The following is a 22,695-nucleotide window of genomic DNA, read 5'->3' on the forward strand; positions in this document are numbered from 1 at the left end:
ATATTACGCCTTAAGTACTTTGAAACTGCCATCCTTTCTTAAACTACCTTTGGGGTTGAAAATGTTACTCAGAAGTCTGAGTATTGGCCAGCGCTCGGGCGTTGGCTTTGGCGTGTTATCTATAATACTTGTCGGTATCGGTGTTTTATGCATCGAGAAGCTGGATGAGCTGCGGACATCATCCAGCGATGTAACGCTAATCCAAGCAAAAGGGTTAGCGACGATACAAGATATAGAGAAGGATATCGCGGCCTTGCGGATTGAAACATTGCATGCAAGGCTACTTTCTGAAGTGTCAAAACGTGATGCAAATCTTAAATCGATCCAGTCCATCGGCGCAAATGCTCGTCGAAAAATCTCGCTCAAATTGGAGGGTGAGAATACTCCGGACGCTTATGACACATTGTCGGAGCTAAATGGGGAAATTGATCTATATGTGAAGACAGCTTCGTTTTGGCTGACGAGCGAAAGCGATGGAGCGTTAGATGATGTTCGTCAAGGCGTGGAGGCAAGGCTTAACAGGACAGGGAATGAAATATCGCAGGGGATTAATCAGCTTGCGGTCTTGAATAATCGAGGAATTGAAGCGGCCACTCTTGTGGCAGACAGCCTTCATCGGCGTGCTGAATTAATTATATCGGGACTACTTCTTCTGTCACTCGCTTTTACTATTACCCTTGGTTGGTTGCTTACACGAAGTATTGTGATTCCTATCCGGCAAGCGCTCATGGTAGCCCGGACAATCTCCCAAGGGGTGCTGTCCACTGTCATTAAGGTGGATGGTTCTGATGAGCCAGCGATGCTGTTGAATGCGATGGGGATCATGCAGGAAAGTCTGAGGGATATGGTTATTGAAATTGGTCAATCGGCTGTTCAGCTTTCTGCCGCCGCGCACGAAATGTGGAGCACTATGCAGAATAGTACTAGTGATCTACAGGCTCAAAATTTGCAGATTGAGTTGGCGTCCGTTGCAATTGCTAATGTCAGTAACTCAGTAGACAAGATTGCTCATGATGCGAAAATTGCATCTGATCTTACTGAGCATTCGGACACTGCGACCTCAGTCGCCCAAGGTGATGTTATTAACACTGCTACCTTGATGCAATCACTGGACGGTGAAATGAGGCACGCCTGTGAGCAGGCACTCGACCTGTCCACGCAGGCACAAAATATAACAAAAGTCCTTGATGTCATTACTAGCATTTCTGATCAAACCAATCTGTTGGCTCTTAATGCTGCCATCGAAGCTGCCAGGGCAGGGGACGCGGGGAGGGGGTTCGCCGTCGTCGCAGACCAAGTCAGGTCTTTGGCCGCTAGCACACGTAATTCGGCAATCGAAATCAGCGAAATGATTGGTCAGATATGTAAACGCACTGACGCTACAATGACGGCGCTGGAGAGCAGTGCAAAAGGTACCGCAGATACCGTCGTTATGGCCCAAAGGGCTGGTGAAGCCCTTGAGCGTATCGCTAACACGACTAAAGAGATAAACAGCCGCAGCCATTCCATTGCATCAGGTACGAGTCATCAGGCATTGGTAGTGCATGATTTGCACAGCAGCCTTGCCTCTATCAGGGATTTATCAGTGCAATCGGCAGCTGGATCAACCCAGGCAACCGCCGCTAGCCACGAGTTGGCCCAATTGGCGGAAAATCTCAAAAGCATGATTACCCGGTTTACGGTGTAGTGAGGATCTTATGACGTTGGTAAGAACCCAGCCGCCGGGAATTGAAGGAGATGATCGTGTTTATATGGCCGATATCTCGCTGCACGTCGTTATATTCCGCGTTTCGATCATCGGGCTGTTCAGTCTGCTATGCATCCTTCTGATATCTTCTTTCCTCACCGCTCAGAAACAAGCGATGGCAGATATCCGTAACCTGAACACAATGTTGGAAGCCAGACTGATCGGCTCTGCCCGGAAACTCAAACTGTCCTCGACAACTGCCCCGTCGTGGGGGTATGACCCCTCCCTGCCGCAAGGGCTTGCCAATAGCCACCAGGCGGCACATATCAAAGAAATCGGAGATATTTTTAAACAAGTCCAGTTAGGGAAGCATGGAATCATAACGCTTCGGACCACTGAACCGGTGGGCGTCATCATTCGGTATCCTGATGCCTTCTCTGCGGTGCCCTTTGCACAGGATCAAATAGATCTCCGAATTGCTCAGGGGGACAAAGAAGGATTTTTGTCGATGAATTCCCGAGTGGATGGCGAGGATCGCCTTTATGGATTCCGCAAAATCGGAGACTCCTCTCTGGTATTGGTAACAGGGTTTTCACCTAAAGACTATTTATCTGGTTGGTACTACACGCTTAGTGCCAGCTTGTTTTTCTGTTTTACATTGTATTTGGGGGTTTTCTATTTTATAAGGTATCATAGAAAGCAGCAGTATCTAAACTCGCAAGCTGCCGAAGATATTTATAAAGTTGAAATAAGGTCGCGACTTCTCGTTGATACGGTGGGAGATGCCATTCTATGCCTGGATCACCTCGGAGATTGTACTTTTCTTAATAGGGCTGCCGGTGACTTCTTTGGAGTGACTACGACAGAGGTATTAACGAAAGTCCGGTTAAATGGTTTTTTTGATCAGTCGGAAACTACTCGTCCAGCTGGATTTATTAGCGATGTGATGGAGACTGTACGGGGAGGAAAGGCATGTTACTTTGATATGGCTCTATTTTCACATCACTCAAGAGGCACACTTCATGTAGAAATTCATGCTTACGCAGAGACTAATTCAGAGGGGATTGTGATAACGCTCAGAGATATTTCCGAACGGCACCAGCAACAAGATCGCATTGCCTTCCTCGCCTACCATGATCCGTTGACCGCATTACCCAACAGGAGATTGGCCAAGAAGCGTTTCGCAGAACTCTGCAATGAACAACCTGGTTGTTTTGCGATGCTGTACTTGGATATTGACCATTTCAAAACAATCAATGACTCCCTTGGCCATATTGCGGGGGATGAGCTCTTGAAAATCATAGCAGAGCGTTTAGTGACGGCTGACAGTCGAATTGATACGGTTGCCCGGATAGGAGGGGATGAGTTTCTAGTCTTTGCCATCGCCGCTTCACGCGAGTCGTTCGATGAGTTAATCAAGAAGTTGCTATCACGCATCGCGGAACCTTGCACACTTCAGCAATATTGCATCTCGGTTACGTCCTCAATAGGTGTTGCGGTCTCTCCACGGCATGGCAATGTGTTTGGTGATATGTTGAAAGCTGCAGATATTTCTCTTTATCAGGCCAAACGTGCAGGCAGAAATATTTGGCGTTACTACGAAGAGTCGCTTGGTTTGCGCGAGATGCGCCGGATGGAGCTATTAGTCGATTTGCGCAGCGCGCTTGATCTCAAGCAACTCTCAATTCATTACCAGCCTCAGTTCAATTTGGAAACCGGTGCAGTCGTGGGTGTTGAATCCCTGCTACGCTGGAACCACCCCAGGAAGGGCCCGATTTCTCCTGCAGAGTTTATTCCAATTGCTGAGCATTCGGGTCTAATTCTTCCTATCAGCTATTGGCTGTTCGACCAGGTTTGTCAACAGGCGATGATATGGAGGGCAATGGAGCTTGAATTCAACATCGTAGCGGTGAACTGTTCTGCGATTCAGTTTCACCAAGGCGATATTGTGAGTGATATACGTAACATCCTGCTGCAGACTGGCTTGCCGCCGCATATGCTTGAGTTGGAAATCACTGAGTCACTACTGATTGAGGATACCGAGCGTGTGCTGCAAGTCATTGAGTCGCTAAAGGCATTAGGCGTCAAAATGTCAATCGACGATTTCGGCACCGGTTACTCAAGCATGGCTTATCTCAAGCGATTTCCAGTCGACAAGATAAAAATTGACCAATCGTTTGTTCGCAACATGCTTGTGAATCAACAAGACGATGCGATCGTTAGCTCTGTTATTGGTTTGGCTCATGCGTTGCAGATGAATGTCATCGCCGAAGGAGTTGAGACATTCGAAATATCGGAAGCCCTACGGCATCGAGGCTGTGATGAGGCGCAGGGCTATTTTTATGCCAGGCCTGCTCCAGCGTCCAAGATTGAATGGCATTTGGTAGGCGGCGGCTATTAAGCCGCCGTCATCCAATGCTGAGGGTTTCACGTCGCCACGCGCCCCGCCAGACATATCGTAGTCAGTTGACTCAGGCGACGACCCGGCCCGGGGTCTCGGTATTCGACATATCGAGACCGGCGGCGGAGGCTGGGCCCTCCGTGCTATCTGCGCTGCTTGCTGCATTGAGTAATGTGAGATGGGCCTCTGAAAGAGCTAGGGATTGTGCGCCAACATTGCTGGACAACTGGGTCAGCGAACGTGGGCCTAGGATTGGGATAGTTCCCCGGCTGGCAACCCACGCGATCGCTACTTGGTCAGGTGAAACGCGTAGTGTTTTGGCAATCTCCAGGACGGCGTCAAGAATCGCAGTCCGCTTTTGATTGTTCTCCGCCTGGAATACTTTGCCGCCAAACGCTTCAGCACGACCGGTTTCGCCATTGCGGTATTTACCCGTGAGCATGCCGCCACCGAGCGGTGACCAAGTGATCGATGCCAAACCGAGCGCCTCGCAGGCTTCGATAACGTCCGATTCTGGAGTGCGATGCACAAGGCTGTATTCGAATTGCGCGGCGGCAATAGGGACGGCATGGGTCAATTCGGCCAGTGTTACAGCCCGACTGAGCCTCCATGCCGGGAAGTTTGACAAGCCGGCATACAGAATTTTCCCCGCGCGAGCCAGGTCATCAAGCCCTCGTACAAGTTCTTCAGCAGGTGTCAGACTGTCGGGGTTGTGAACCCAATACAGGTCGATACGATCAGTCTTGAGCCTTTTCAAACTGGCCTCTACGGACGCAGTCATCGACCTGCGGCTATTCCCCGTTACCAAGCGATTTGCCGTGGGTGATGCGCCGTATGTGTATTTGCTTGCCAGGAAGAAGTCCTCACGTCGGCCTTCCAACAACTTACCCAGGATCGCCTCAGATTGGCCAAACTGGTAAATATCCGCCGTATCAAGAAAATTGCCCCCTGCGTCCTCAAACGCATTAAGAATTTTCAAGCTTTCAGCTTCATCGGCCCCATGACCCCAGTCAGTCCCAAAGTTTGCAGTGCCTAGCGCAAACTCTGAAACCCTAACGCCGGTTTTTCCAAGCAGTTTGTACTTCATTACATTTCCTCGGTGAGGCTCATATGCGGGTAGATACCCGTATATGGGCAAAAAAAATCAAACGACGTTCATGAGCGCTTGAATGGTTTCATCCAGCCCGGTGCCCAGTTGGTTTCGAATGGTGGCCTGGCAGCCTTGCCATAAGGGGAGCGCGGCCTCAAGCATGGTCGTTCCGGACTCTGTAAGCATCACGACCGCCTCACGCTGATCTTCACTACCACGTGTGAGCGCTAGAGCACCAAGGCGTTCCAGGACTTTTACATTACGGCCCACGGTAGAGCGCTCAAGCTCAAGCTCGCGGCCAAGATCGGTCAGGCTTACTGGCTGGTTGGACTTTACGGCCCTCATCAGAGCGTACTGAGCAAGGGTGAGACCTGCCGGTGCCAGAGCAGCGTCATAAATGGCCGAGAGTTTTCGGCTGGCCATTCGCAGGCCTGAGCAGATGCAGGGTGTTTTCATTTTGCGAGTATATACCCGCATTATCTTTACTCGCAACGATTCAAGGCGACTCGAATCTCGGCCAGAACATCGCCGAAACGACTTGTCATCCCGGTGTTATTCGCCGACTTCGATCGTTAAGGGGGGTACTCAGCTGGAGCCACGCGGCTCGATTAGACCCCTGGAGTGGGGCGCAACCACCGACGCGGTAGAACTTTAAATGTCATTCGTAATCCTTTGGGGGGTGGTCACTAAGTCTTAGGAGAGCCAGATGCAGGTAAATGAACAGACATTTCAGGGCGTCAGGGTACGCCTGACCTCCGCTAAACCTTACGCTGAAGCGCTGACATCGCTACTTGACGATATCGGTGACGTTCCGATAGATCTTGACCAAATACTCAAGAGTCAGCAGTCATGGGATGATTGCCGTGAATATTTTAATCAGGTTGCGGGCCCCAGCGGATTCATGCTCTTCGGCATGCTAGACCATGGCGCCTGGATGGATAAGGCGGGATCGTTTCGTCGGTCAATCCGAATAATATTGGGAAATCCACTCATCGCGTTAACCATGCTCAAGCATGACCTTCGAGCCGGTCTCTTTGCTCCGGTTGAGCTGCTCTTGATCGAGGAGGAAGGAGACAGAAGCAGTTTGACGTACTTGAAGCCCTCATCCCTTATGGTTGTTGAGGAGAATCCGCCTCTGCTAGCGGCCGCGACCGTTCTGGATCGCAAACTCGAAGCGTTAGCTTTGAAGGTTGCCAAGAGTTAGTAGAAACCCTATGTCTGGCTACCACCGTTTTCGACGTTGGTAGCCAAGCGGCTGAGCTTGAAGAAAGTATCGTCGATGGACTCTTATCCACCCGGTCGTCATCAGTTGTTCCAAGGCTTCTGCATGGGGCGGGAGGTCGAGAAATTCCAAACACCCAATTGCCACCACTGCGCCACGCCTCTCACGAAATACGCCTCGGTTGCTCGTCGGGAGTGACGTGAGTTTGGCGTCAAAAGGTTGTAGCGTAATTGGCTATCTCGCACTCCTTGCTCTACCAGAGGATGCCTACATTTTATGAGTCGCAGAAATGATCTCTACCCTTGAACTCCGTCACATCATTGAAAACGCGTTCTTGCCAAAAAAATGTGTTTGCAGCATCCAATGTTGTCGCTGACCGAAAACTGACCCATTAAAGGCTGTTCTGCCGACTGAAAACTGACCCAGGTGTTCAACTGCTTCTGCTCACTTTCCGAGCAGGAGAACACCAGGTGATCAGCATGGAAATGATGGGAAAAATTCGGCGGATGTACTTCCGCGACAAGCTGTCGCTGCATCAGATAGCCAAGCGTACCGGGCTGTCCAGAAACACCATCCGAAAGTGGATCAGAGCCCCCGAAACCAAACAGCCGGTGTATCAAAGACGTGCAGCTTTCAACAAGCTGAGCCCCTTTCACGCAACGCTGGAGCAGGCGCTCAAAGCCGATTCGCTTCGGGCAAAACATAACCGCAGAACCGCCAAGGCGCTCTTCGAGCAGATCAAAGCCGAGGGGTACGATGGCGGCTACAGCCAACTGACCGCCTTCATCCGCGCGTGGCGCGGCGAGCAAGGAAAATCCTTGCGAGCCTTTGTGCCGTTGACGTTCGCGCTGGGCGAGGCTTTCCAGTTCGATTGGAGTGAAGAAGGTCTGCTGATCGGCGGGCTGTTCAGGCGGATCCAGGTCTCCCACATGAAGCTCTGTGCCAGCCGCGCATTTTGGCTGGTGGCCTATCCCAGCCAAGGTCACGAGATGTTGTTTGATGCTCATACTCGCTCGTTTGGAGCATTGGGTGGCGTGCCGCGTCGCGGCATTTACGACAACATGAAAACGGCGGTCGACAAGGTCAGCAAGGGGAAAGGCCGGACGGTCAATGCCCGGTTTTCGGTGATGTGTGCGCACTATCTGTTCGACCCAGACTTCTGCAACGTGGCTTCGGGCTGGGAAAAAGGAATCGTCGAGAAGAATGTCCAGGACAGTCGGCGGCGTATCTGGCTCGATGCTCAAAACTGTCTGTTTCATACCTTCGATGAGCTGGATGTCTGGCTCGGCCAACGCTGCCGAAATCTCTGGAGTGAGCTGCTGCACCCTCAATATAAGGGTCTTACGGTAGCGGATGTTCTGGAACTGGAGCGGGTGGAAATGATGCCGATGCCCAGCGCTTTCGACGGCTACGTCGAACGCACAGTGCGGGTCTCCAGTACCTGCCTGATCACCGTGGCGCGCAATCGTTACTCGGTGCCTTGCGAGCGCGTCGGTCAGTGGGTCAGCAGCCGTTTATACCATTCGCGGGTTGTGGTCGTTGCCGATGAGACCACTATTGCCAGCCACGAGCGGCTTTTTGATCGAGACCAGGTCAGCTACGACTGGCAGCACTACATCCCGCTGATCGAGCGCAAGCCTGGTGCACTTCGCAATGGCGCTCCGTTTGCCGATTTGCCCAAACCGTTGCGCCTGCTCAAGCGTGGCCTGCGGCGCCACGTGAACGGTGATCGCGTTATGACCCAGGTGTTGGCTGCGGTGCCCATTACCGGTCTGGACTCCGTTCTGGTGGCCGTGGAACTGGTGCTTGAGTCTGGCAGCTTGAGCGCTGATCACATCCTGAATGTCCTGGCTCGACTGACGTCCACGGCACCGCCGCCTTCTGTAGAAACGAGCCTTCAGCTCAAGGTCGCTCCAGCAGCCAACACGGCCCGATATGACCAACTGCGTGCGAAAGATGAGGAGAGCCGAAATGCGTGACTTGATGGCAGAACTTAAAGAACTTCGTCTGCACGGCATGGCGCACGCTTGGGAGGAATTGGCTGCGCAAGGAGAGGCGTCGACGGCGTCCTCAAAATGGCTGCTGGAGCATCTGCTCCAGCAGGAGCAGGCAGATCGTGCCGTGCGCTCCGTGAATCATCAGATGAACATGGCCAAGCTTCCCATGCACCGTGATTTAGCGGGCTTTGATTTCGGCGCTTCCAGCGCTGATGCCCGACTGGTCAAGGAGCTATCCAGCTTGGAGTTCACCGAGACGGCCCAAAACGTGGTGTTTATCGGCGGGCCTGGAACCGGCAAAACACACCTGGCCAGCGCACTGGCTGTGTCCGGGATCACCGTTCACAACAAACGAGTCCGCTTCTTCTCCACGGTAGACCTGGTCAATCTGTTGGAGCGTGAAAAGTACGATGGGAAAACGGGCCGGATTACACAGGGGCTGCTCCGCACCGACCTCGTCATCCTAGATGAGCTGGGCTATCTGCCGTTCAGCCAGAGTGGTGGCGCGTTGCTGTTTCATCTTCTGTCCAAGCTCTACGAGCACACCAGCGTGATCATCACGACCAACCTGAGCTTCTCGGAATGGTCGAGTGTTTTCGGCGACGCGAAAATGACCACTGCGTTGCTGGATCGACTGACGCATCACTGCCACATCGTCGAAACGGGTAATGAATCTTACCGGCTGCAACACAGCACCTTGGCTGACCAGACAAAGATCAAGACACGAGAACGTAAGCGTAAGGAAGAAGATGCAGTTGAGGACGATGAGCCATTTTGATCCCCATCGAAAAATGCCCTGTCACATGCACACATGTGGTGGGGCTTTCGATCTTTTGAGGTCGGACAGGACTGCTACGCTAATCCACAATTGCTGACAACAAATCGGCAATCTGCCCTGGGTCATTTTTCAATCAGCAGGGTGGGTCAGTTTTCAATCAGCGCCAACACAGACTGGAGATCTGAGCATACTGACATTGGGGCGTGTGCCGTTGATCTTCAGGGGCGGGCATTAGTCTGATGCCCGCCCTAGGTTGGTTTGGGGAGCTGGCGAGCTAGTGGTCAGCGTTCCCTCGTAGTTGGCAGTTAGATTTGGCTTAATGCCACAAGATGGGAACCTGCACCGACAAGCGGTAGACGCTAATCAGTAATAGACAGAAAGTTAATTGCGCAGTTTTGGTGTTAACGGAGCTGATCTTGACGGATTACAATTCTGTATTTCGATACTGCCGCAGACTCGCCCGTTACTGATTTGTGCCTGCATTAGTTTGTAGTGGCAAATGGACACTTTTCGCTTTTTTTTACTCTACATTACTAAGCCGTTACGATTTCGTGGCTATCATGGTGAGCGCCCTCGCACCGGTGGTATGCAGAGTATGAATAGTTATTCAATTTTCAACCTGTATGAGCGAATAGTTTTAGAGGCGGAAGAAGGGGCTTGCGCATCAGGATGCGGAGCCGACCCAAGGATTTCGGAGATAGACAGTGATATAAGAGAATATTCCGCTAGGTGGCACATCGTTGGGGTGTATTTAAGGTGTGTTTCATGCGGAGAGTCTCAAAGGGCCAGCGAGAGCTTTAACTCGTTTGTGCACCACCGGAGATGTCCCCGTCATACATCGGAAGATCAGTACCCCTGGCGCGATCTCAGGAGCATATTGAGCTCTCTTCCTGAGTGATTAGGTGGTAGATACCCAGCCCTATGTCTAAATGGGGCTGGGGTTTTTATCCGTTCTATCCATTTGTCATCCTCGCCACCTTATCCATCTCATCCGTCTTGCCCCTACGACTACACTGGCCGCTACGGGCCGAATGCCCCCGCCTGCAACGCCATGGAGGTGTGAAATGGTCAGCTATGAAAAACGCGGGAACGTTGTCAGTCAGGTCGTTGAATGGAACAGGAACTGGCTAATGATGGGGGGATTTGTGGCGTGTACTGAGTGTCTGGAGTTTCAGTCCGTCGAGTGCTTTGGAGAGTCTTTCAAGCACGCGCCGGGCTGTAGTAGAGCTGCTGATTCGTTGGAGAATCCTTGGGTTGCCTTAGAGGCTATCTTGACTTGGCGGTGCGCTCTTGTGCCATCTTCCGCCGACGGTGGACAGCTAGAATAGGCCGTCTGCCAATTCGATTCGGTGGATCAGGTCGGCGGCTTCCTTCGCGACCACCGTTGGGATGTTCATGTCGCAGAGCGTCATGGCACGCCGATCGGCGGGGTCAGTTACGAGCCTTGATTCTTCACGTCGCCGGCCTCTCGTCCTACACGGCGGGCCCTAGGCGATTACCTCTCATCTGTTGCAGGGTTGACGGCCTGATTTCTTGAGCGTCGAATTGAAGCATCACAAGACAGCAGAAAGGAGCAATTACAATGGCCAAGATGAAAATCTTGGCTGGCGACCTTCTAGAGGGCACTGGAGAGTATTTCGATGGCGTATTGAGTATCGAGACACTTCTGTTCCCCTGGCCAGGCATTAAAATCTCGACGTCACAGATAAGGTCAATTCGGGTCGTCGGCGAAGAGCTGAGTAAGGTTGTAGGAAACTCTATGTTACAAGGCCTTGCAGGCGGGTTGGTCTTAGGCCCGCTTGGCGCTCTCACAGGGTTCTTGTTAGGCAAAGAACAAAAGGACGTTACGTTTTTAGTAACGTTGAAGGACGGCAGAACCATTCTCGCGGAAATTGATGAGCCCGCATTCCTTCAAATTGAGGAGGCGGTCCGCCGAGCCAATCGGAGTCAACAATAGTAATAGTCAATTAGCCTAAGCCCTGTGAATGCAGGGCTTCTTTTTCCTGTAACCTCTAATGTAAGGAATCTGTTCTACTCTTTTGTTCCGGACGATCGTCCAACCTCGAAGGGTTGACCACCGAGGCATCAATGCTACCATCACTGCCTGCCTTCGCCTCAGTCAGGGTGACTCCAACCACAGCTATTGTTAAGCCGGGCAGCCCCCTGCCAGGCTGAGAGGGTATTGGAAGCGTTCCACCTGTCGCATTGAATTGTACGCTCAGCCCCCAGTGACCTTTGTGGATATTTTGATCGCGCAACAGGGCGACTAAAAGCTCATGAATAAGGAAGATTCGATCTGTAGTGTCCATAATGTGAACCCGACAATGATTAGTATCGAAATAGATTAGGCCAGCTCAGCAGAGGGAACTGTGTCATTCATCGACATCTCTAACCGTCAGATCGTGAGCTATATTGCCTGCCAAAAAAAGGTTAGATGATTTGGCTATTACATACCTATCGGAAAGGGAGGATGAATGAAAACAATTGGAGAACGACTAAAATTTGAGCGCCAGCGGTTAGGGCTGAGCCAGGGTGAATTTTCTGCTCTGGGCGGAATTGCTGCTAATGCTCAAAGGCTATATGAAAGTGGCCATCGTATTCCCAGAGCTGATTATCTAGCAGGTATTTCGAGTGCAGGGGCGGACGTGCTGTATGTGGTACGTGGAATCCGCATGCCCAAATGTACGTGTGACCTGCCTGACTCAGAAATCTCACTGATTACTGCCTTTCGAACGTTACCTTGTGACGACCAAGATGCAATCTTACGGATTTCATCGTCCTTATCGGATTTTATATAGCGCGCGGCTTACGTTAGGAAGGCGAGTTATGAAATCAGATGCTGAGATGCATACGTTGCAAGTATGTGCCGAAGGAAGTGGTTCGATTATGTTATAACTATGTCCTGGGTTCTAACTCTCAGTTCTAAGCGGTGCGCAGTAGCGATAATTTTCATGCTTGAGGCCCTTGAAATTTACGGTGCTGCCCTTAGATTTCCATCCATGCGACCCGAAATCGGGCGGCATCTTAAATCACTTGGAAATTCAGGAGATCTGAAATGGCTACTGCGTTTTCGTTGGCCCCTCTGTTCCGTCAATCGGTAGGCTTCGATCGATTTAATGATCTGTTCGAGTCTACACTTGGCAGCGAAGTCCCAGAGGCTTATCCTCCCCATAACATCGAGAAGCACGGTGACGATGAGTATCAGATTGTTATCGCCGTGGCCGGGTTATCCGAAGGCGATCTCGACATACAAGTCGAGAAAGGTGTTCTAACTGTCGCCAGTGGCTACAGGGAAAGTGAGAAGGAGGTGACCTACTTGCACCAGGGTTTTGCACAGCGAGCGTTTCGCTTGTCGTTCCGTCTTGCAGATCACATCGAGGTTCGAGGCGCCTCGTTAAATAATGGTTTACTGAGGGTGGACCTTTTGCGGGTCGTGCCGGAGGAAGCCAAACCTCGGAAGATATCGATTGGAAATACCCCGACATCCGATCTTAAAACTGTAAGTGTGCAGTAATACAAAAGAGGCGCTCGCGTAGCGCCTCTTTTTTAACCCTTAATTTTGTATCCCGGATCAACGAACGTTGACACGAATTTACCTAAATGTGCGCCAGCTTGCGGAGCCTGTCTTCAGAGAATCGCGTCTTAATCCATGAACGCCGGGTCTCATTATACTCAAAACTCTTATCGTCCAATGATGCAATCAAAGTAACGCCCTCAACATTGGCGATCAAGATTCTGGGTTATCCGTCTATCGTTCGTCATTCCATTCGTCGCTCCTTCTGATTCTGCCTAAATTTTGTCCTAAACTCTGTTTTCAACTCAGAGGAAATACTATGTCAAGCCTCCCTCGTGATCCGACCGCCGCTGTGATTGTGCGGCTCAACCGTAATATCAACGCATTGGGATCTGCAATTGAACAGATAGGGCTCTGGATCGCCGCTCAAGGCTCGATTGAGACGGCCGCATCTATTCGCGTATACCTAGTTGAGCTCGATCAGAACGCCGGCCTAATTACCGATGAGATACGTGCACTCGTTGCTAAATCTGCATCGGATGAGAGCGGAAAAACAGAAGGATGAACGATTTCGGTAATATGCTCAAAGTTTTTCAATGCGGCCGCCATATCATGTATTGATCCTGAAAATGGCATTGCTCTGCTCGCCGAAGTTTGGATACTACATTCAATATCCGGATTCACTTCCGTGCCCTTGAGCCAGCGCCGGACGAACGCTTTAGACAACGGGTAGTAACTGCGACCCAAGCGCGGCGATGACTGTATCTACTGACGCTGAGTTGCGCCTGATGCCACACGTCGAGGCTCCAGCAGCAATCCGTTTCGGGCCTACTATGATTATGCTGCCCCAGGCTTTACCTAGGCACATTCTGTAAAATTACCTCTAGCTCATGCCATGGGAATTGATTATCCGTGCCCTCCTTCAAGGCCCGGCAACTGGGAGTGTGGGGAAATGGCCGAGCACCGTCGCTGGCTTTCTGAGACTGACCGCAAGACACGCAGCGCAGGAACATTCCTACCAGCTGCCAACGCCGGGCATGGCTCAACACCTGACGATCCAACAGTTTAGTCGGTGGCTGCAGCAGATCCTTGGCATGTTCAGCCTCGATCACGCCGAATGGGGTGTTGATTTCTTGCATACCTCCCTCCGCTTGTGAATCAATGATCGACGATCACACGTACACAGCGCCTCAGTTACAACAGGATGTCACTCTCCGAGTAATCACCGTATATATTGTCGAATGCGTTCCTCTAACAGTATGCTAGCCATGTTCTCTGTAATTTTCTCAATAGTGATATATGTTTATACGGTTGGCTTCAGATCACGTAACCACCATAAAAAAGTTTTGCGCACTTCAGTAATTTTTCGCCACCGCATTCATAAATGCCCCTCAGTCACTACAGCTCTCTATGAATAGAGTGAAGTTTACCCAGGGCTGGAGATCTCTTGAGGTGAACGCCTTGTATCTTAAACTATAACTATATAGCCACGGAAACGTGACCGGAATGTACGGTGTTTGTAGCTGGCTTAGATAGCAGGACTGTTTAGAGATCATAGTCGCTCCGCGTAACCTCACTTGGGCTCTGAGTTGTGCGTTGACTTGCCTGCCATCACTAAGATCGCTCGGCTTTTAGGGCTGTGCGTTTTGTTGAATTCAAATGACACTGGCGATGCGGGATTAGGTGATTTTCTTACATCAGGTTGTGTACGACCTCGTGCAACCCATTCAAGCAGTTGATGGGCTAGAGCAGTTGCACCATATTTTCCTCTGTAATGCGACAGTCTGATACCGGTCATTTCATAGGCCTGGGGGGAGTCAAAACTCTTCACCACTAGCGAAATGACATCCTTTTTTTTTGATGTGCAGCGGACGTCAAAGCCTGGAAGCTTATTTTTTAGGATGGTTGTAATCTGATCAATATCGAGAGATTCCATTTTGGGGCCACGCGTGACAGATACCTATCAATATCCTAACGAATAAATTCATTGCGTAAATTACCGCTTATCCTTTTTCTGAATGTGTAAAGCTGTTCTTACAAGTGGCATCCAATTGAAGGAGAGCAAGATTGCATTGATTACAAATGAGTGTCAAAAACATATGATAGCGTTCGGGCATCGGGAATCATTTTTACATTTATGCGTATGGACGTTCGAATAAGAATACCTCTAACGTTGTGAGCGCTTGGCATGGGTAGGGACCGACCGAGCCGACTGAAAACGGCTAGGAGTAGACCTTTGTGAACAGCGAAGTAGTCGCTTGCGGGTGAAGCGGAATAGTGGGAAGTGTGGGTTCTGCCAAGCCAATGGCCGTTCCCAGTCCGACGTCGGTTGGATCCATTACTGCGCCAATGCGAAAAAGATCCGCCATCGTGATGAGCCTTGGATGAGCGATACAAGCATCTCATCCGCCGATGCGGAATTATTCTCTAGTTTAAGAATCCTCCGCTTATCAAATAGGTAACGGTAAAAGATCATGCCGCAAGAAACACATTACAGAATCGATTACCTTCTGAATGGCGCCTATAAGACCTTCTACATCCGAGCCGCCAAGATGACCAACGCCGAAGCCTGGCATTGGGCGGCAGTTGATGCGGGACTGGCGCAGATCCCCAAGTACCGAAACCACCGAGTCCAAAAGATTTCAAAACCTACGGCGGAGCAACTAGGGGTGACAAACGTAGAGTGGAGTAAAGCCTGAATGAAATAGCGATCTCTCCCGTCCGTACGCCGTTGCCGCCCCGAGCATAACTCGGTGACGGACGCTAATCGTGTTACCTATTCCTGCTCGATTCGAAGTCGGCCCTTGATTTTCGCGGCCGATCTGGTGCCCGTAATTTTGGTCGTTGTTGGCAGTTACGGAGGTAGATCCCCGCTCCGTCAATCGGCATCCATTTAGGGGCCGAAATTCCTATGCTGATGCGTTCCTTTCCGATCTCCATAACGGTGATTACGACATCATCGCCAACTATGATCCTTTCAAATTTTTTACGCAGAAGAATAAGCATGGTCGTTCTCCGACATTACCTGTCACTTGAACCTCGACACCGCTTAGTAGGATAGCCCAGTCACCTTTCACGACAGGGTACCTGGAGCTTTGAGAATGGGCAGTTAGGCGAGAAAGCAAGTCCAAGAATGATGGCACTTTCACCACCACCGGTTCGACACGGCCAATTTAGAGCCGCAAAGACCGTCTATCGCATACGGTCAAAATAGCGTTCATTAGGTGCAACAATACCCACATCACCGGACGTCGCACCGAGCGAGCCGTCGTCCTAACTGAAACATGATCCCGTTCTGATCAAGGTCATGAACCGCAGTTGCCTAGGAGCAAGAATTAGGATCGTTACATGGAGCTCAAGATGTTCGACGATAAATTCAAAAATCTAACCGGAATGTCGTGGGAAGAAGCCGCAACTTATTGTAATAGACTATTTTTTGAAGCGACTAAACTAGACGAAGAAGCCTATCTGATTCTCATGTCTGACGAAGCAGATCAAGATGTATGGAAGAGGTTCGCGGCCTTGAAAGCTGTGGCCAAACTTAAGCATGCTACGGCGCGCCTGGAATGGCTTCGCCTTACAAGGATTTTGAATTCTATTGATCCTAAATGCGGAAGGGCAACATTAACTCGGTGATAGCATCCATCAAAACCGCTTTCAGCTATTCCCCAGTGGCCCAGTCGGGCTACTGGGGCAAGCGTGTTATCGAGCCAACTCGGCAATACACTCGTATCATCACCGCGAAGGTCTACTGGCAGATGCCCTACAACTCCATGGCAGTAGGGCCAAATGGCGGCGTTATCACCGGTCAATCTGCCAATGATGAAATGACTCTCGCAGTACTGTTTGAGGCTCTCCTGGACAAATGGGATAGGGGACGAAAACTTTAATTGCTTGGAGGAGGCTTCTTCCCGCACTCCTTTTGCTCCTGCCGCCGCAGGCCCCTTTCAGGTAAGGCACTTACCCTTCTGACCCATTCCATTCAAACCCTTCCAAACCCTTTGCCTCAGCCATTTCCCTTTGCGCCAGGCCGACCCGGAGGCGATTTGCACCGAAGCAGACATGATATATACTCTGGTATGTATCATTTGTGTAGGGAGCATTCATGCATGAGCCAGACCGCCAAAGTTTTTCTGAATGGCCGCAGCCAGGCTGTCCGCTTGCCAGCGGCATTCAGGTTTGACAGCGATGAAGTATTCATTCGCCGAGACCCTGTGACAGGTGACGTCATCCTGTCGCGTAAGCCTGAATCCTGGGACGGCTTCCTGAGCCTATTAGAGGGCGAGGCTATCCCTGATGATTTCCTGGGCGAGCAAGAGCGCGATCACGCTCTAGCGGCATCCAAGGACCCTTTCGAAGGGATGGATGAATGAGCCATTACATGCTCGATACCAATACGGTGAGCCAGCTGCTGCGTGGGAACCCTGCGGTCGTCAGTAAAGTGAAGAGTGTCCCGATGTCTGCGCTGTGCATTTCTGCAATCACTGAGGCAGAGCTGAAATATGGCCTGGCAAAGCGGCCGCAAGCCCACAGGCTGCGAGCTTTGGTGGAGGAGTTCCTTAAACGGGTAGATACCTTGCCCTGGGACAGCCAAGCTGCGGAAGTATATGGGCGAATTCGGGCTGAGGCAGAGGCGGGGGGTAAAACACCAGGTGCGTTGGACTTATTGATCGCGGCACATGGCATGAGTGTTGAGGCAATTATAGTAACTAGCGATCAAGCATTCTCTTTAATTGGAGATATAAGTCTCGAAGATTGGACTGTTTAAGTTTCAATGTTTGGTATGCGTGCTATTCGTCGGGATTAGTGTGAGGTCATAAAAAAATATTGTATGTGTCAGCGTTTGGGTCTATAAATGATGGCAGAACGGCATCTTTAGAGATGGGGGAGAAAAAGCATGGCTACTCACACTGTCAGCAGCGAAAATTTCGCAATGCGACTGGGGCAATCCCTTGGGCGCGGTGTTGGCGGCGTGCTGCGCGCTGAGCGGGCAGTATGGTCGGCCATCTCCCGTGCCGGCGCTCCCAGCTTAATCGTGGCTCCTGTGAAATGGCTCGCTCGCGCTGTGGTTGTCGTCGGCGGCACTGTGTTGGCAGCCTGGGGCCTTCTTTACGTCCTGGCTGTGGTGGCCATGGTTGCAATTGTGGTTGGGATGATGACTAATCCTGCAACGGATCGCATAGCCCAGAACGCTCTAATGCCTGATGTTGAACTTCCCTATGGTACCGAATCAGATGTATTTGGCCGCACCAAGGGTTGGTTTGAGTCTGACAACAAGTACCAATAATCTAAACTAAATCGCCACATTCGAACCATACCTTTGAAGTTCGAATGTGGTTGAAGTTATTTCTTCATATGGCCAAGGATTTTGTTTGTTCCTTGAGAGCCAGCTTGTTGAGCTGATTTAACTCCTGAACTCAGTCCTTCCATCAACGAGCCAACTTTCATTCCTGTCCAGCCAAGTGCTACCACCCAAAAGCTTGGCAGCGCGATGAACATTGAACCTATTACGAAATCTAATAACAAGTCTCCTTGCGTGTTACTTGCTCCGAGTATGGGGTCGAAGTTGTTATGAGGGATGTTTGGATTTAGTCCAAGTCCATTCCCGTAGAGTGCATCGAGAATCGTACTGTCCACCCATCGCGCCAGTTGGAACCAGAAGTCTACGAAGATCAGCGCGAACTGGGCGAACGTGATTGTCATCGCGACCTTCAGATCAAATGTCCCGATGGTGAGCACAAATGGAATGCAGATGATCAGCGCCATCTTTAGAAACGACATCACCATCGGCGCAGCCTGTCTCACGCTGTCTATCGCGGGGTACATGGCTACGGCACCAAACGCCTGACCCGCGGTTGCCGCAATGCGCGTGATGTCATTGGCGACTGAGCCGCCGACCTGGCCACCGTAGTCGGAATAGACTGCTCCTTGGGTAAGGCTTTGCTTTCGGGGAGAGACCAGGTCTCGGATGACGGCATCATTCACCTCGTCCTGCGACACGAACTTTGCCCACGCGGCGATCTTGCTAAGCAGATCTGCATCCACCTGCTCGAGCAGCCGAGGCCGGAGACCAATACTGCCGTCAGACCACCACTGGGTGCAGGTGGGGTAGCCACCACCGCCGGTGGTCTGAGCCAGGCCTGCGTCTCGGGTCGAGTCGTAAGGCCAGGCTGCCCTGGGCGTGTGAGAGCGAAACCCGCTGATTCCGTCTGCGTAGTAACCCGAGGTCTGCAGAAAGAAGTGTGAGCCGATCCAGCTCACGTCATTCAGCTGGTCTGAGGTCAAAGTTGGCTGTGTCATGAACAGTTTTGCCCGGGCACGGCCATAGCAGTCGTTCGTGAAGTCGGCGACCTCCTGGGCGAGCAGCGGGTTGTTGATGCGTGTGCTGTTAACGTCCATACGAACCTGTTGCAGATCCACGCCGCATGGGATGGAGGCAACCGAGGCGGCTGTTACAGCCTTCGACATTGCGTGAATGAACAACCACCAGATCGGAACTGTTGCACTCTTACCATTCAGCGTGCTGAAGGACGTGTTCCAGCCTGTTTCGGAGGGTTTCGGTAAAGAGTATTGGCATTGCTCGGACCTGGTCGTATCGAATGTCAGAGTGTCGAAACTGACATTGATCATCGGCATGCAGCCCAGCATGATCACAATAATCGCCACATAAAACCGGTTTTCAATCCGGGCTAACGCCAAAACGCCTTTGTTGCCTTCATCGGCACCCTCACCACGAGCCCTGAGCCATTCCTGAATGACCATGGCGGCGAAGGGTGCGGCGAACAGGCCGCTGCTTGAAATAACGTCCCATATGCCGCTATTGATGAGCCAACCCACGAGGGTGAGGTAATACTCAAGGTAATCGTTGGTGTGCAATATCATGGTCTTACCCTCTATAGCAGGCCTGCGTGATTGGCTTCGAAAACACACGCCAGAAACACCAGCAGTACCTCGCAGCGAATCAGCTTATTTGACTCAGCTTCCCGGGCAATCCGCCGGCGAATTTTGAACCAGCCCCAAGCCAGCGCACCGTAAATCAGCAACCGCCAGAGCAGCAGGTAAATGAAGTGCGATGCCTGCCAGGCCTTGTACTGGTCGAAGTCCCCAAACACGCCTTTCACCAGGAGTGTCAATGCGATTGCCAGGCCGAATGTTGCAGTGAACATCCAAATCAATGACCAGGCTGCGCCAAGACCTTTACGTACGTAGCGGGCTGCCGACCGAAGAGCTGCCATAGTCACTTCCCTTGGCCTGAGCCAGTGTTCTGCAGGCGATCAAGTCGGTTCGGCACGGCATCACCCTGAAATACACCTTTGGAACCTTCAGAACGGATCTGCGCGCGGCCCAAGATGGCCGAGGGCGAGTTGCTGGCCAGGCTGCGACGCAAATCCAGTTCAGTCTTCAGGTTGTCGATTTCCTGTTGCAGCGCATTGTTCTGTTGATCGATCGCTTTGGTGGCCACGTCGTTGGCCGCGACGTTGGGCTCTTTGCTGCCGGCCATCATGGTGCGCTGGAGCAGCAGGGCTTTACCCAGGACATCTGAAAGCGCGACTTCTGAGGCAAGGCGTTTGGCGAGCACGTCCTGGTCGTGTTCTGTGCGCAGCGCTTCAACGACTCCGCGAGTGACGGGCAACGAGTCGCTACTGGCCAAGGCCAGGTTGTCGGAGGTCAACGGCTTGCTGCCGGAGATCAGTTCGTTCAGCGCCTTCAATTTGGCGTCGTAGGACTCCTGAATCACCGGCGTGAGCCCGGCACCAGCGGTTGTGGTGGTCTTGGTGCAGCTATCACAGGTTTGTTGTTGCTGTTCGCCCAGCACGCGATTGGCGAAGTCGGTTGCCTGCTTGGGCGAGGACCAGGTGTTACACACTAAGCCGTTGCCGCATGTGGAGGCGGGGATCGAGGAGGTGTCGGTAGGGCCGCGTCCGTTCATCAGGTTGTAACCAGCCCGGGTAACGTCGCTGACCACTTTGATCGGCTGCTGGCCAGAACCACCGGCTTTATTGCCACCGACCCAAGTCAGACCATCGTTGCCACTCTTTGCTTCGACATCTGAAACAGCTGCGACGGCATCGGTGCCACTGGCAACGGCCTGAGTCATTGCCTGGCCTTCGGCAATCTTGTTCCAGCCCATTTGCCCGCCGGCCACGTCGACCATCTTGTCGGCAATAGCCCGACAAGTGCCTTTGGAACGATCAAAGTCCAGACGGCCCTGCAGCACACCATTGGTCAACAGGTTGTATAGCGCCGGATTGGATCGTTGCAGGATCAAACCCGGGAGCGATGACACCGCCTGGGTGGCATTGGTCAGCACCGAGCCCATGATTTGCTGGAAGCCTTGGGTGGCGCCGTTGAGCTGGTTCTGCAGTGTATTGGTCAGGTTCATGTTTCCGCAGATGGGGTTGGTGTTCCAGCCACCCCCAATACCGATGCTGTCCATGTTGCCGGCGCTGCCCATGCTGACCGCGTTGCCGCCGCCAACGCTGTACAGCAGGTCGTCACCAATGACGCTGCCAGAGGATGACGTGTTGATCGGGGTAACCGCTGCCACCGCTGAACCGGCTAACAAGAGACCTGACAGTGTCAGGGCTGTAATGGGGCGTATGTGCATGTTCGAGATCCTTATGTGCTTATTGGAAGTCGGTGCTGCCCAGGAAGGTCTGGCCTTCGCGCTGGCAGCAGGAGTACGGGCGCCACAAAGCCCAGGCGTAGCCGCCATCAACTGCCTGTACTTGTGCGTTGCTGTGAGGGAAAACGGCGCAGCTCTGACTGAGTGTGGGTGTCAACTCCTGCCACTTGCCGGTCGTGGCATCGCCCTCGAGCAGCTCTCCAGCCGGCCAGTAACCGTCCTGCGGTTGCGCGACCATCGAGAGATACACATGAATCTGGCCGGGTCGAGTGACGATGTCCCCGGCGCGCTGAGCCACCACTGCTCCAGCCTTGAAGTCGTCCGATTGGTGCAAAAAGCCCCCGCGCGGGTAGACGGCCCCCCAGAGGTCGCCGCTTGTCATGCCGCCCACCTCGCGGCGCCCGGGTATCAACGCCTCGGGATACACCATCTCTGGGACGGTGTAGCGCCAGGCGATAGTGTCCAGTGTGCTCAGCAGATAGGGCTCAAACGCTGTGGTTGCTCCTTTGCACACATACCCTGATCCACTGGCGAACTGGCTGAACGTTGCGCCGCCAGGGTGGCCGATGACGTCCGCGTTTTTGAACTTCGCCATTTCGTTCTGATTGTTGTGGCTGGTGGTGCCGTCACCACCGTCCTGCGCCAGGCCGGAGGGTGAGCTGAACATCGAGACCTCGGTCCACGGGTTCTCACCTGTATTCGAATAGCTGGAGACCACTGCGTCGGGGACGAAGTGACGAACCTTGGTTGACGTTTTTACTGAGCAACCGAAGGGCGTGCAAAGCAGCCAGTAGCAGATGCCGACCACCTTGTATTCAAGGCAATCCGGGGAGAGGGTCGAAGCCACGATTGCCGCGGTATTGATTGCTCCGAATGCCGGTGTTCCGACAGCGAGTACCGTGACGGCAACCAAGCGCCGAGCTCTTGGGCCAAAATGATTCATGGCCTGCTCTCCCGGTACCGAGCGATCTGCCGAACCGCCACAGGAACGCTGGGTTCTCCGTAGACGACAAACTGGCGGTCGACCACGACAGCCGGAATTTTGCTGATGCCCAGCGCCCAGGCATCGGCAGTACCTTGTTGAGCGAGCGCCAGGTCTTTCTGCAGGCGCTGGCCATCGGGCGATTGCATGCGTTGACGAACGATGACCATGGCCTGTTGAGGATCTGCCGGCAGTCCCTGCGAGAGTTTCTCCTGCAGCCGGTCGACGTCGTCCAGCAAGATGACGCGCACACCGGGTCCAGACTGCGTGGGATGGTGGCTGTCTGTAACAACCCAAGTTTCGGCGTTGGCCGTGGCGCACAGCAGCGCAGTGAGCAGCATCGTCCCCAGCCCTCGCACATGCGGGGGGCGGGGTTTAATACGTTGATAGAGGTCCAT

The 22,695-nt window shown here is 52.4% G+C and carries 23 protein-coding genes and 2 pseudogenes; 15 read left to right on the forward strand and 10 right to left on the reverse strand.

Annotation, left to right across the window (positions count from 1 at the left end):
* Window positions 1-61: 61 nt before the first annotated feature.
* From ACCD02_RS12040 to ACCD02_RS12050, 3 genes and pseudogenes are all read left to right on the forward strand, one after another.
* A pseudogene (locus tag ACCD02_RS12040) lies at window positions 62-832 on the forward strand (MCP four helix bundle domain-containing protein); the annotation flags it as partial.
* A 339-nt stretch (window positions 833-1,171) separates the two neighbouring features.
* A pseudogene (locus ACCD02_RS12045) lies at window positions 1,172-1,687 on the forward strand (methyl-accepting chemotaxis protein); the annotation flags it as partial.
* A gap of 10 nt (window positions 1,688-1,697) precedes the next feature.
* Window positions 1,698-4,088 (forward strand): putative bifunctional diguanylate cyclase/phosphodiesterase, encoded by a 2,391-nt coding sequence (locus tag ACCD02_RS12050; protein WP_413301624.1) that lies wholly within the window; start codon window positions 1,698-1,700, stop codon window positions 4,086-4,088.
* A 70-nt stretch (window positions 4,089-4,158) separates the two neighbouring features.
* Here the strand turns inward: ACCD02_RS12050 and ACCD02_RS12055 are convergent, their stop codons facing one another.
* Window positions 4,159-5,175 (reverse strand): aldo/keto reductase, encoded by a 1,017-nt coding sequence (locus ACCD02_RS12055; RefSeq protein ID WP_413301626.1) that lies wholly within the window; start codon window positions 5,173-5,175, stop codon window positions 4,159-4,161.
* 57 nt (window positions 5,176-5,232) lie between these two features.
* Window positions 5,233-5,601, reverse strand: a complete 369-nt coding sequence (locus ACCD02_RS12060) for a MarR family winged helix-turn-helix transcriptional regulator (RefSeq protein WP_413301628.1) — start codon at window positions 5,599-5,601, stop codon at window positions 5,233-5,235.
* A 283-nt stretch (window positions 5,602-5,884) separates the two neighbouring features.
* On the opposite strand from ACCD02_RS12060, the gene ACCD02_RS12065 reads away from it, so the two are divergent.
* From ACCD02_RS12065 to ACCD02_RS12095, 7 genes are all read left to right on the forward strand, one after another.
* Window positions 5,885-6,382, forward strand: coding sequence for a DUF302 domain-containing protein (locus tag ACCD02_RS12065; protein ID WP_413301630.1), 498 nt, complete (start codon window positions 5,885-5,887; stop codon window positions 6,380-6,382).
* A gap of 307 nt (window positions 6,383-6,689) precedes the next feature.
* Window positions 6,690-6,776, forward strand: coding sequence for a DUF1652 domain-containing protein (locus tag ACCD02_RS12070; RefSeq protein WP_413301862.1), 87 nt, complete (start codon window positions 6,690-6,692; stop codon window positions 6,774-6,776).
* 103 nt (window positions 6,777-6,879) lie between these two features.
* On the forward strand, window positions 6,880-8,379 hold the full coding sequence (gene istA / locus ACCD02_RS12075; protein WP_413301864.1) for an IS21 family transposase: 1,500 nt from the start codon (window positions 6,880-6,882) through the stop codon (window positions 8,377-8,379).
* Complete coding sequence (gene istB / locus ACCD02_RS12080) at window positions 8,372-9,175, forward strand: IS21-like element helper ATPase IstB (protein ID WP_413301632.1); 804 nt, start codon at window positions 8,372-8,374, stop codon at window positions 9,173-9,175. The genes istA and istB overlap by 8 nt, the downstream gene beginning before the upstream one ends.
* A gap of 1,582 nt (window positions 9,176-10,757) precedes the next feature.
* Window positions 10,758-11,132 (forward strand): hypothetical protein, encoded by a 375-nt coding sequence (locus tag ACCD02_RS12085; RefSeq protein ID WP_413301634.1) that lies wholly within the window; start codon window positions 10,758-10,760, stop codon window positions 11,130-11,132.
* 1,098 nt (window positions 11,133-12,230) lie between these two features.
* Window positions 12,231-12,689, forward strand: coding sequence for an Hsp20 family protein (locus ACCD02_RS12090; protein ID WP_413301636.1), 459 nt, complete (start codon window positions 12,231-12,233; stop codon window positions 12,687-12,689).
* A 319-nt stretch (window positions 12,690-13,008) separates the two neighbouring features.
* Entirely contained in the window at window positions 13,009-13,254 is a 246-nt protein-coding gene (locus ACCD02_RS12095) for a hypothetical protein (protein ID WP_413301638.1), read from the forward strand.
* 289 nt (window positions 13,255-13,543) lie between these two features.
* On the opposite strand, the gene ACCD02_RS12100 is transcribed toward ACCD02_RS12095, so the two are convergent.
* Both ACCD02_RS12100 and ACCD02_RS12105 read right to left on the reverse strand, forming a co-directional pair.
* On the reverse strand, window positions 13,544-13,828 hold the full coding sequence (locus ACCD02_RS12100; RefSeq protein WP_413301639.1) for a hypothetical protein: 285 nt from the start codon (window positions 13,826-13,828) through the stop codon (window positions 13,544-13,546).
* 434 nt (window positions 13,829-14,262) lie between these two features.
* Entirely contained in the window at window positions 14,263-14,625 is a 363-nt protein-coding gene (locus ACCD02_RS12105; RefSeq protein WP_413301641.1) for a hypothetical protein, read from the reverse strand.
* Between the two features lie 538 nt (window positions 14,626-15,163).
* On the opposite strand from ACCD02_RS12105, the gene ACCD02_RS12110 reads away from it, so the two are divergent.
* On the forward strand, window positions 15,164-15,388 hold the full coding sequence (locus ACCD02_RS12110) for a DUF6555 family protein (protein ID WP_413301643.1): 225 nt from the start codon (window positions 15,164-15,166) through the stop codon (window positions 15,386-15,388).
* 73 nt (window positions 15,389-15,461) lie between these two features.
* Here ACCD02_RS12110 and ACCD02_RS12115 read toward each other — a convergent pair whose 3' ends face one another.
* Window positions 15,462-15,695: a carbon storage regulator gene (locus tag ACCD02_RS12115; RefSeq protein WP_413301645.1), complete on the reverse strand. Its 234-nt coding sequence runs from the start codon at window positions 15,693-15,695 to the stop codon at window positions 15,462-15,464.
* Window positions 15,696-16,049: 354 nt separating this feature from the next.
* On the opposite strand from ACCD02_RS12115, the gene ACCD02_RS12120 reads away from it, so the two are divergent.
* From ACCD02_RS12120 to ACCD02_RS12135, 4 genes are all read left to right on the forward strand, one after another.
* Window positions 16,050-16,325 (forward strand): hypothetical protein, encoded by a 276-nt coding sequence (locus tag ACCD02_RS12120; protein WP_413301647.1) that lies wholly within the window; start codon window positions 16,050-16,052, stop codon window positions 16,323-16,325.
* Between the two features lie 473 nt (window positions 16,326-16,798).
* Window positions 16,799-17,062 (forward strand): antitoxin, encoded by a 264-nt coding sequence (locus ACCD02_RS12125; RefSeq protein WP_413301649.1) that lies wholly within the window; start codon window positions 16,799-16,801, stop codon window positions 17,060-17,062.
* Complete coding sequence (locus tag ACCD02_RS12130; protein ID WP_413301651.1) at window positions 17,059-17,457, forward strand: type II toxin-antitoxin system VapC family toxin; 399 nt, start codon at window positions 17,059-17,061, stop codon at window positions 17,455-17,457. Before ACCD02_RS12125 ends, ACCD02_RS12130 begins: the two co-directional genes overlap by 4 nt.
* Before the next feature lie 129 nt (window positions 17,458-17,586).
* Window positions 17,587-17,976, forward strand: coding sequence for a DUF3742 family protein (locus ACCD02_RS12135; protein WP_413301653.1), 390 nt, complete (start codon window positions 17,587-17,589; stop codon window positions 17,974-17,976).
* Between the two features lie 56 nt (window positions 17,977-18,032).
* On the opposite strand, the gene ACCD02_RS12140 is transcribed toward ACCD02_RS12135, so the two are convergent.
* The 5 genes from ACCD02_RS12140 to ACCD02_RS12160 are packed head-to-tail and all read right to left on the reverse strand — an operon-like array spanning window position 18,033 to window position 22,695.
* Window positions 18,033-19,571, reverse strand: coding sequence for a conjugal transfer protein TraG N-terminal domain-containing protein (locus ACCD02_RS12140; RefSeq protein WP_413301655.1), 1,539 nt, complete (start codon window positions 19,569-19,571; stop codon window positions 18,033-18,035).
* 11 nt (window positions 19,572-19,582) lie between these two features.
* Window positions 19,583-19,924, reverse strand: a complete 342-nt coding sequence (locus ACCD02_RS12145) for a hypothetical protein (protein ID WP_413301657.1) — start codon at window positions 19,922-19,924, stop codon at window positions 19,583-19,585.
* 2 nt (window positions 19,925-19,926) lie between these two features.
* On the reverse strand, window positions 19,927-21,297 hold the full coding sequence (locus tag ACCD02_RS12150; protein ID WP_413301659.1) for an integrating conjugative element protein: 1,371 nt from the start codon (window positions 21,295-21,297) through the stop codon (window positions 19,927-19,929).
* A gap of 19 nt (window positions 21,298-21,316) precedes the next feature.
* A complete protein-coding gene (locus ACCD02_RS12155) occupies window positions 21,317-22,258 on the reverse strand; it encodes a TIGR03756 family integrating conjugative element protein (protein WP_413301661.1) in 942 nt (313 codons plus the stop codon).
* A complete protein-coding gene (locus tag ACCD02_RS12160; RefSeq protein ID WP_413301663.1) occupies window positions 22,255-22,695 on the reverse strand; it encodes a TIGR03757 family integrating conjugative element protein in 441 nt (146 codons plus the stop codon). The genes ACCD02_RS12155 and ACCD02_RS12160 overlap by 4 nt, the downstream gene beginning before the upstream one ends.

The sequence above is a fragment of the Pseudomonas sp. Pseusp88 genome, assembly GCF_047303955.1.
Classification (GTDB): domain Bacteria; phylum Pseudomonadota; class Gammaproteobacteria; order Pseudomonadales; family Pseudomonadaceae; genus Aquipseudomonas.

Coding starts and splice junctions, on each gene's coding strand:
- ACCD02_RS12050 (WP_413301624.1), top strand. CDS start 1,698: ATGACGTTGGTAAGAACCCAGCCGCCGGGAATTGAAGGAGATGATCGT.
- ACCD02_RS12055 (WP_413301626.1), bottom strand. CDS start 5,175: ATGAAGTACAAACTGCTTGGAAAAACCGGCGTTAGGGTTTCAGAGTTT.
- ACCD02_RS12060 (WP_413301628.1), bottom strand. CDS start 5,601: ATGGCCAGCCGAAAACTCTCGGCCATTTATGACGCTGCTCTGGCACCG.
- ACCD02_RS12065 (WP_413301630.1), top strand. CDS start 5,885: ATGCAGGTAAATGAACAGACATTTCAGGGCGTCAGGGTACGCCTGACC.
- ACCD02_RS12070 (WP_413301862.1), top strand. CDS start 6,690: ATGATCTCTACCCTTGAACTCCGTCACATCATTGAAAACGCGTTCTTG.
- istA (WP_413301864.1), top strand. CDS start 6,880: ATGGAAATGATGGGAAAAATTCGGCGGATGTACTTCCGCGACAAGCTG.
- istB (WP_413301632.1), top strand. CDS start 8,372: ATGCGTGACTTGATGGCAGAACTTAAAGAACTTCGTCTGCACGGCATG.
- ACCD02_RS12085 (WP_413301634.1), top strand. CDS start 10,758: ATGGCCAAGATGAAAATCTTGGCTGGCGACCTTCTAGAGGGCACTGGA.
- ACCD02_RS12090 (WP_413301636.1), top strand. CDS start 12,231: ATGGCTACTGCGTTTTCGTTGGCCCCTCTGTTCCGTCAATCGGTAGGC.
- ACCD02_RS12095 (WP_413301638.1), top strand. CDS start 13,009: ATGTCAAGCCTCCCTCGTGATCCGACCGCCGCTGTGATTGTGCGGCTC.
- ACCD02_RS12100 (WP_413301639.1), bottom strand. CDS start 13,828: ATGCAAGAAATCAACACCCCATTCGGCGTGATCGAGGCTGAACATGCC.
- ACCD02_RS12105 (WP_413301641.1), bottom strand. CDS start 14,625: ATGGAATCTCTCGATATTGATCAGATTACAACCATCCTAAAAAATAAG.
- ACCD02_RS12110 (WP_413301643.1), top strand. CDS start 15,164: ATGCCGCAAGAAACACATTACAGAATCGATTACCTTCTGAATGGCGCC.
- ACCD02_RS12115 (WP_413301645.1), bottom strand. CDS start 15,695: ATGCTTATTCTTCTGCGTAAAAAATTTGAAAGGATCATAGTTGGCGAT.
- ACCD02_RS12120 (WP_413301647.1), top strand. CDS start 16,050: ATGTTCGACGATAAATTCAAAAATCTAACCGGAATGTCGTGGGAAGAA.
- ACCD02_RS12125 (WP_413301649.1), top strand. CDS start 16,799: ATGAGCCAGACCGCCAAAGTTTTTCTGAATGGCCGCAGCCAGGCTGTC.
- ACCD02_RS12130 (WP_413301651.1), top strand. CDS start 17,059: ATGAGCCATTACATGCTCGATACCAATACGGTGAGCCAGCTGCTGCGT.
- ACCD02_RS12135 (WP_413301653.1), top strand. CDS start 17,587: ATGGCTACTCACACTGTCAGCAGCGAAAATTTCGCAATGCGACTGGGG.
- ACCD02_RS12140 (WP_413301655.1), bottom strand. CDS start 19,571: ATGATATTGCACACCAACGATTACCTTGAGTATTACCTCACCCTCGTG.
- ACCD02_RS12145 (WP_413301657.1), bottom strand. CDS start 19,924: ATGGCAGCTCTTCGGTCGGCAGCCCGCTACGTACGTAAAGGTCTTGGC.
- ACCD02_RS12150 (WP_413301659.1), bottom strand. CDS start 21,297: ATGCACATACGCCCCATTACAGCCCTGACACTGTCAGGTCTCTTGTTA.
- ACCD02_RS12155 (WP_413301661.1), bottom strand. CDS start 22,258: ATGAATCATTTTGGCCCAAGAGCTCGGCGCTTGGTTGCCGTCACGGTA.
- ACCD02_RS12160 (WP_413301663.1), bottom strand. CDS start 22,695: ATGGACCTCTATCAACGTATTAAACCCCGCCCCCCGCATGTGCGAGGG.